Annotated in this window: 8 protein-coding genes; 1 reads left to right on the top strand and 7 read right to left on the bottom strand. The window is 42.2% G+C overall.

From position 1 onward, the window contains the following. Nucleotides 1-117 precede the first annotated feature (117 nt). From H5300_RS25060 to H5300_RS25040, 5 genes are all read right to left on the bottom strand, one after another. Nucleotides 118-765 carry a hypothetical protein gene (locus H5300_RS25060; protein ID WP_182797194.1) on the bottom strand — a complete coding sequence of 216 codons (648 nt, stop codon included), beginning with the start codon at nucleotides 763-765 and terminating at the stop codon, nucleotides 118-120. Nucleotides 766-774: 9 nt separating this feature from the next. Then, nucleotides 775-1,746, bottom strand: a complete 972-nt coding sequence (locus H5300_RS25055) for an AAA family ATPase (protein WP_182797193.1) — start codon at nucleotides 1,744-1,746, stop codon at nucleotides 775-777. A 431-nt stretch (nucleotides 1,747-2,177) separates the two neighbouring features. Further along, nucleotides 2,178-2,495 (bottom strand): hypothetical protein, encoded by a 318-nt coding sequence (locus tag H5300_RS25050; protein WP_138221981.1) that lies wholly within the window; start codon nucleotides 2,493-2,495, stop codon nucleotides 2,178-2,180. A 263-nt stretch (nucleotides 2,496-2,758) separates the two neighbouring features. Continuing rightward, nucleotides 2,759-2,980: a hypothetical protein gene (locus tag H5300_RS25045; RefSeq protein WP_014386733.1), complete on the bottom strand. Its 222-nt coding sequence runs from the start codon at nucleotides 2,978-2,980 to the stop codon at nucleotides 2,759-2,761. A 165-nt stretch (nucleotides 2,981-3,145) separates the two neighbouring features. Beyond that, nucleotides 3,146-3,469, bottom strand: a complete 324-nt coding sequence (locus H5300_RS25040; RefSeq protein WP_182797192.1) for a hypothetical protein — start codon at nucleotides 3,467-3,469, stop codon at nucleotides 3,146-3,148. Between the two features lie 296 nt (nucleotides 3,470-3,765). On the opposite strand from H5300_RS25040, the gene H5300_RS25035 reads away from it, so the two are divergent. Continuing rightward, nucleotides 3,766-4,440 carry a hypothetical protein gene (locus H5300_RS25035; protein ID WP_238115159.1) on the top strand — a complete coding sequence of 225 codons (675 nt, stop codon included), beginning with the start codon at nucleotides 3,766-3,768 and terminating at the stop codon, nucleotides 4,438-4,440. 100 nt (nucleotides 4,441-4,540) lie between these two features. Here H5300_RS25035 and H5300_RS25030 read toward each other — a convergent pair whose 3' ends face one another. Together H5300_RS25030 and H5300_RS25025 are read right to left on the bottom strand one after the other, a co-directional pair. Next, on the bottom strand, nucleotides 4,541-4,987 hold the full coding sequence (locus H5300_RS25030) for a hypothetical protein (RefSeq protein WP_182797191.1): 447 nt from the start codon (nucleotides 4,985-4,987) through the stop codon (nucleotides 4,541-4,543). 10 nt (nucleotides 4,988-4,997) lie between these two features. Continuing rightward, entirely contained in the window at nucleotides 4,998-5,378 is a 381-nt protein-coding gene (locus tag H5300_RS25025) for a hypothetical protein (RefSeq protein ID WP_182797190.1), read from the bottom strand. Nucleotides 5,379-5,914: the final 536 nt, after the last annotated feature.

The raw sequence follows: 5,914 nt of genomic DNA, 5'->3' as shown, positions 1-5,914 counted from the left end.
AAAACCGTATGGCTTCCGTAACGATAGTCCATGACCAACTCCACCTATGTACAGAGTTGTAAAGTATCATAGCTAAAGCTGACCGACTAAAGTCGGTGGTTTTAACCTTTTAGGAGACTAATAAATGAACATCAGCAAAGGCTCATAGCCATCCGAAGCAGTTAGCGTCCCAGCACCTTCCAACATAGTTGGACAGATGGTGTTTTCGCTAGCGCCGCTTTTTACAGTTAGCTCATACCCTTTATTGGTTCTCATTAAAACATCAGGTAATTGAGATTGAGATCCTTTCTCTCTGGCAACATCGAAGCCAAGCTTTGATGCACCATCAGTAAAGACCCCGACAATAAACCCTCGGAGTAGAGCATGATTTGAAGCATCAACAGGTGATGACAACAACCAGCTCAGTGAGTAACCATCTTTTGATTCTGTTTCGGCTTCAAGAGAAGACACAGCTTTTGTTGTGGCGTTTACCTGCACTTCATCGAGGAATGAGTACCCCTCTTTAAGCAGATCATCAACATGCTGATTTTCTTTCTCTTTCACGGTGACAGGAATCGTATCTAAGCTGGTGGCTCTGATTATCTGCCCATCGAGCAAGATAGTCTCTTTCCACCCGTTTAACTCAAAGAACTCTACCAATTGGTATTCAGTTGGCCCATCAGGATCGATGGACCATTGAACTGGCTTGTAACCAAGCATTACCTTGTCGATAGTCGTTCCACGTTCACGGATGTAACGTTTGCAAATCATGTTTTGCGTATCCATGAGATCCCCCTATCGCCACTGCTCACCGAAAACGTCTTTCGCTATGCGAATGACAGCTTCTTTCTCCTCACTTGAGGCTCGGATTAGCAATGATTGTTGTAAGGCATACTCAATGGCATTTGGCGCACCACGAAATTGCAACGTTAGTTTTGCCCAGCGCACAAGTGTCCGCGTAGACATTGTGATGCTGATTTGCCCATCATCCCCGTTTTCACCCATAAATAGTTTACGAATTTCATTAGCAATTCGAACCATACCATTACGAATGTTGTCAGGAAGACGAGGAACTACTCGCTCCAGAACGCCGCGTTCATCTTGCTCTGCCATATATGGCACAACAGAGAAACGATAACGATCCATTGCGGCCAAGTTCTGCATCATTACGCCTTGGTATAATCCTGATGGATCACCTGAGCCTGTACTGTTACCAGTGACAATAACGCGGAACATTGGATGTGGTTTGATGATTTCTCCACCATTCTGAGCGATAACCAGTGGACGACCTTCAAGAATGTCGTTTAAACCGGAAAGCTCTGCTGGGTCAACCAAATCGACCTCGTTAATGAGGAGGACATGGCCTTCACGCATAGCGATTGCTAAAGGGCCATACATGAATTGCATGACGGGAGTCTCTCCAGGCTTTGGTGAAATCAAGGCATGATGTCCAACTAAATCTGTGAACTCTAAACGACCATTAGCCGTAATTTGTTGCACAGGCCAGTTAAGACGCCCTGTAATTTCTGTAATGCCAGAAGTTTTACCAGAACCTGTTGGTCCGGTGACATAGTACGCATCACCGCTAGGATCTTTCAAAAATGCCAAGCATTCTCTCAAGAATTCCTTACGGAAAACGTAATCGGCGTGAGTTTGTGGAATAAAAGGATTGCCGCTATCGGCATAGCCTTTGGCGAGAACCTTTTCCGGAATATCCGGCATACCAAAAACATCACGTACTTTGAAGTTTGCATATTGTTGAGACATAGGTGCGCTCCTAATTGGTTGTGGGCACACCTAGACCCGTACCGGGCTAAGTGTGCCCGGTTGGGCTATTTCAATTAACGTTAATTGCTGTTTGTTTTTAGCGACCAGCTATCGCATCTTCACTCTCAGATGAGAGCAAAAATCTTTTTAGGCATAATTGTCGTATGCCTAAAAAGACTTGGTAATTTGTATTGGATTTTACTTGGCATGAACTGTCCTCCTTAGCCTGTGTCCTTCATTGTGTAACAAAGAGCCAGGTTATGGAGGCTTTGAATTTGAAACGCCAAATACCTGAGTACCGCTAAAAGCAATACCTGATACTGGCATGTTTTTTACCATACATGACTCCTATGACGCTTGTTTTCAAAACACGTACCACTACATGCTTTGAAAACAAGCCCCATTGGAGCTTGTTTATTTTGGCTATAAAGCTAAATCAACACATTAACAACAGGAACAGATACATACCCCGTTGGTAATTGCTGACCTGTGCGTTTAACAATTTTTGCTTCTTCAAGTACATCCAGAATACCAGCCAACTCAGAGTAATCTCTGATCGCTGACTGGTTTGGCTTGAACTTGAAATCAGGCAAACAAACCGTTGCAACACAAACTGGCTCTCCAGGAATAATACCTTGCTGACTATTATTCTTTGTGTCCGAGGCCACCAGCTCTAGAGCTAATTGTTGATTTGGATATTGGATCTTTCTTACATCACAATCATATCCACAAAAGTGTACAGTATTCATATAAGTTACCTTGCTTTGTTAAGCAGAGATACCCTATCCCTTCTGGGGTAGGTCCCCCGCCAGGGTTAAATTACTGATCACGATTATCGTGCTTTTTGTTTAACTTTTTTTCTACAATCTTCTTGGTTATTAACCCAATAACAATGATAGCTATCAGGCCCCCCAAGATGAGCGAAAAATATAACAGGCTTCCTGTTGTCATTGTTCTGTCCTCAAAGTGTCATTCAGATCCTAACGAAAATTAAGCTCAAAATTGAGCCTATTTATCCACTGTCACTAAATGCTACCAGAATGATAGAACCAACAACGTAAGCTGCCATGAAAACTAATCCCATAACAACAGCAGCGACATTAGCTCCGAGCACAGCTGCGGGATGTACACCACCAGTCATAAGACCAATACCACCAGTAATAACAGCACCAGTACCTAAGCCCAGCACTACATTCAAGATGGCTTTCCAGAAAGTAAATGTAATTTTGTTCATGATTTGTCTCCTTTTTGAACGTTTTTAAACGACAGAGACAAACTCGCCCCTACGGGGTAGTTGCCCCCGTCAGGTTTTTTATTTTTAGAGATGAAAGATGAGATGTACGTGTTGTACATCTCATCAGTCAAGTCTTTTGGTTGAGCTATACCCTTAAAGATCTACTTACCAAACCAGCGTTTTTCCTTTACGGATATACGTTGGAATTTCTAGATAAGCATATTCATCGACAGGTTTAGCCGGAGTCGCTTGTTCTTGAGCAGGCTCAGGAACAACAGCAGTCTGAACAGCTTTCGCTTTTTGTTCAGCTTTTTCTTTGATAACGGCCTGTACAGAGCGCGCTTTGTTACTCGCTTTGTTCCAAAAGAAGAAACCTAAGTTCTGGAACTGCAACGCAAGAAAAGTAAATGCTTTCGCAAATACCATTGCTCCTACGTACAATGCGCCAAGACTAGCTACGATAACAAAAACGAAAGTGATGATGTGCATGGTGTTACTCCTTATAAAACTAAGGGGAGCAACACCCTTGGTCGGGGTATTGTTCCCCCGATTGGGTTTTGAAATGCCATACGGCATATGATTAATGCTGATTGTTTGTGGAGACCAGCTATCTCACATAAAGCCGCAGAGCGACTAAAGAGTCTTTACTATAGCACTTCTCGTAAAATGTAATAAATCGTTCTATCTGCCCGTTCTGGGCACATTTGTAGCTAAGGATTCGTCAATAGACCTTTTATCCTGTATCTGCGTTTATCTGTATCTGTATTCAATTGAAGGAGAAAGAAATGACAGACTTAGCAGAAACCTCTTTGGAACAACAACCAACCAAAAAAGAGCGCAACAATGCGGACCTTTCTCGCCCTGTATTCAAACGAGTGCTGAAAGTGAACAGTCTGCAAGCTCAACGTGTAGTCGAACGCAGCTTTCAGCACGTTTCCGATTCACTGTTTTCGATTGATGTTATTTTGCGAATCATTGGTGAACAAGATGAAATTGACCAAGTAGAAAGCATCATCCAGGAGCACATCGAGAAAGTATCCGTTGATCTTGATACCGCCACTAATCAGCTACAAAAACTGATGGAAGACAACGGAATTGAAGGCGCTCCAGAATATACAAGCCCAAACCAGTACGATATCGAGATCAACTCACCACAAGTAGCTCAATTTGCTCACCTAGTGCGCAAGTTAGATAACTTGATGTTGTTAGTCGATACTCTATGGCTAAATAGTATCCTCACAAGCAAACAGCGCAAAGACGCCACTTATCAATGGCAACAACGCTTAATCAAACTTGCTGGCCGAATTATTGGTATTGAGAAGCGAGCTCGCATCTCAGCGCACTCCAAAGGCAAGAAAGATGAAGTTGAAGCAGCTGCTCCAACTCAAGAAACTACTGATGAAGAAATTGCATCCGAAGCCGACAATGCTGAATCTGGGGAAGATGAAAAGGCAGCTTAACGCTTTATGTCGGTTATCTATTGAGAGCCCTTCTACAACAGAAGGGCTTTTTTGTGTTTCTCACTTTCACATGTGAAAGTCAAAAATGTCATCATTAACTTTAACTATTCGCTATTAGCCACGAGTCATCTGGAATGTGACCATTGCGTACTGCGATTTTATAAAAATCGGTAATCGTTGTTACTCCACGTTGCAAGGCATACTCAAGATAGTCACCCGATTGTCTACTTGGAACATATTTGCTCATTTGTTCTGGAGTTTTAATGTAATGACTCAGCTTGTAATCGACCCAGCCAGTCTCTGCGTTCGGCGTCAATGTCACTGTAACTACCGTGGACATACCTTTTAATCGGAAAGCATAACCTGATTGAATGGGCTCATAGTGTTCTATCGCTTCATTTTCAAACACACCATCAATTGTCCAGCCTCGCTGGTTGTTGCTACCCTTTTCTCCCGCAATCATCTTTAAAATTTCCGATGAGTATTTCAATGGACTGTTGAAGCCATTACCACGACTATCAATTCGTGACGATTCATCATTCATCATTTATCATTCATCATTCATCATTCATCAATCGTTTGTTAGGGTTTAACAATGCGTACAACATATTTTTATCTTCTTCACTGTTCAGTTCTCCGTACAAATTTTCAAGTGTGTATTCAAGATGACTCTGCGTGTGGAAAGTAATAAATCTATGATCTTTCAATCTCTCAGAGATATGAGTACGGCCACCGAGATTGAATTGCAATAACCAATCACGGAAAACACACCAGTCATTTAGCACGTCAGCAGGGATCGTTTCCGCTCCCCAAACATCTAGTGAAGCTCTAATTTTCCAATTGCTACTAGATGTGTCACCTTTGGGCTTGAGATAAATCAATTCTACATCGCGGCGATTAGGATCTACCTTAAATGCTTTTAGGGCAGAATGTTCCATAAGTACTGCGTATTGTAGGAGAGGAATAAAGTCTCATACCAAGCAGTCAAGTAACCCTGTTTGTACCGTTCTAAATGATACTCACCCAGAAATAAAGATTCATACTAATTCCTACTACAAAGTCTGAGTCACGCTACAACTGAGTAATAAAGTATCATACTGGTTGTCTTGGGCATCCACAGATTGATCGGCCCCATTCAAACACGTTTCTGGACATTTATTTGCCAGCGCTTTTGCTAAATTAGCAAACTACGAATAACCACAAGTATGGCAAAGTATGTTTCCACCAGTAAGTCTGAAACAAAGATCGCACTGAAAGGAAGCTAGGGTAAAGTGCAGGCCAAGAAGATTTACGTTAAACTCGGTTTACTCAACAACCAATGCTAATCTTGCCAGTGCCTAATCTAACAAATATGAATGACCATCTATCTCCTATCAATAAGAACCAAATCCAAAAGCTTATCCGAGAAGAATTAGAACCGACGTGGTTTGATAGTAAATCAGCGACACCTGATATGTCTTGGGTAACACCAACG

This window comes from Vibrio sp. SG41-7 (assembly GCF_014164465.1).
In the GTDB taxonomy this organism is placed as follows: Bacteria; Pseudomonadota; Gammaproteobacteria; order Enterobacterales; family Vibrionaceae; genus Vibrio; species Vibrio splendidus.
The sequence above is the reverse complement of the archived record's forward strand: the minus strand, read 5'-3'. Positions and strand labels throughout refer to the sequence as shown.

What these genes read in the sequence shown, in the direction of transcription:
- H5300_RS25025 (WP_182797190.1), bottom strand. Translation starts at nt 5,378, where the DNA reads ATGGAACATTCTGCCCTAAAAGCATTTAAGGTAGATCCTAATCGCCGC.
- H5300_RS25060 (WP_182797194.1), bottom strand. Translation starts at nt 765, where the DNA reads ATGGATACGCAAAACATGATTTGCAAACGTTACATCCGTGAACGTGGA.
- H5300_RS25030 (WP_182797191.1), bottom strand. Translation starts at nt 4,987, where the DNA reads ATGATGAATGATGAATCGTCACGAATTGATAGTCGTGGTAATGGCTTC.
- H5300_RS25055 (WP_182797193.1), bottom strand. Translation starts at nt 1,746, where the DNA reads ATGTCTCAACAATATGCAAACTTCAAAGTACGTGATGTTTTTGGTATG.
- H5300_RS25035 (WP_238115159.1), top strand. Translation starts at nt 3,766, where the DNA reads ATGACAGACTTAGCAGAAACCTCTTTGGAACAACAACCAACCAAAAAA.
- H5300_RS25050 (WP_138221981.1), bottom strand. Translation starts at nt 2,495, where the DNA reads ATGAATACTGTACACTTTTGTGGATATGATTGTGATGTAAGAAAGATC.
- H5300_RS25040 (WP_182797192.1), bottom strand. Translation starts at nt 3,469, where the DNA reads ATGCACATCATCACTTTCGTTTTTGTTATCGTAGCTAGTCTTGGCGCA.
- H5300_RS25045 (WP_014386733.1), bottom strand. Translation starts at nt 2,980, where the DNA reads ATGAACAAAATTACATTTACTTTCTGGAAAGCCATCTTGAATGTAGTG.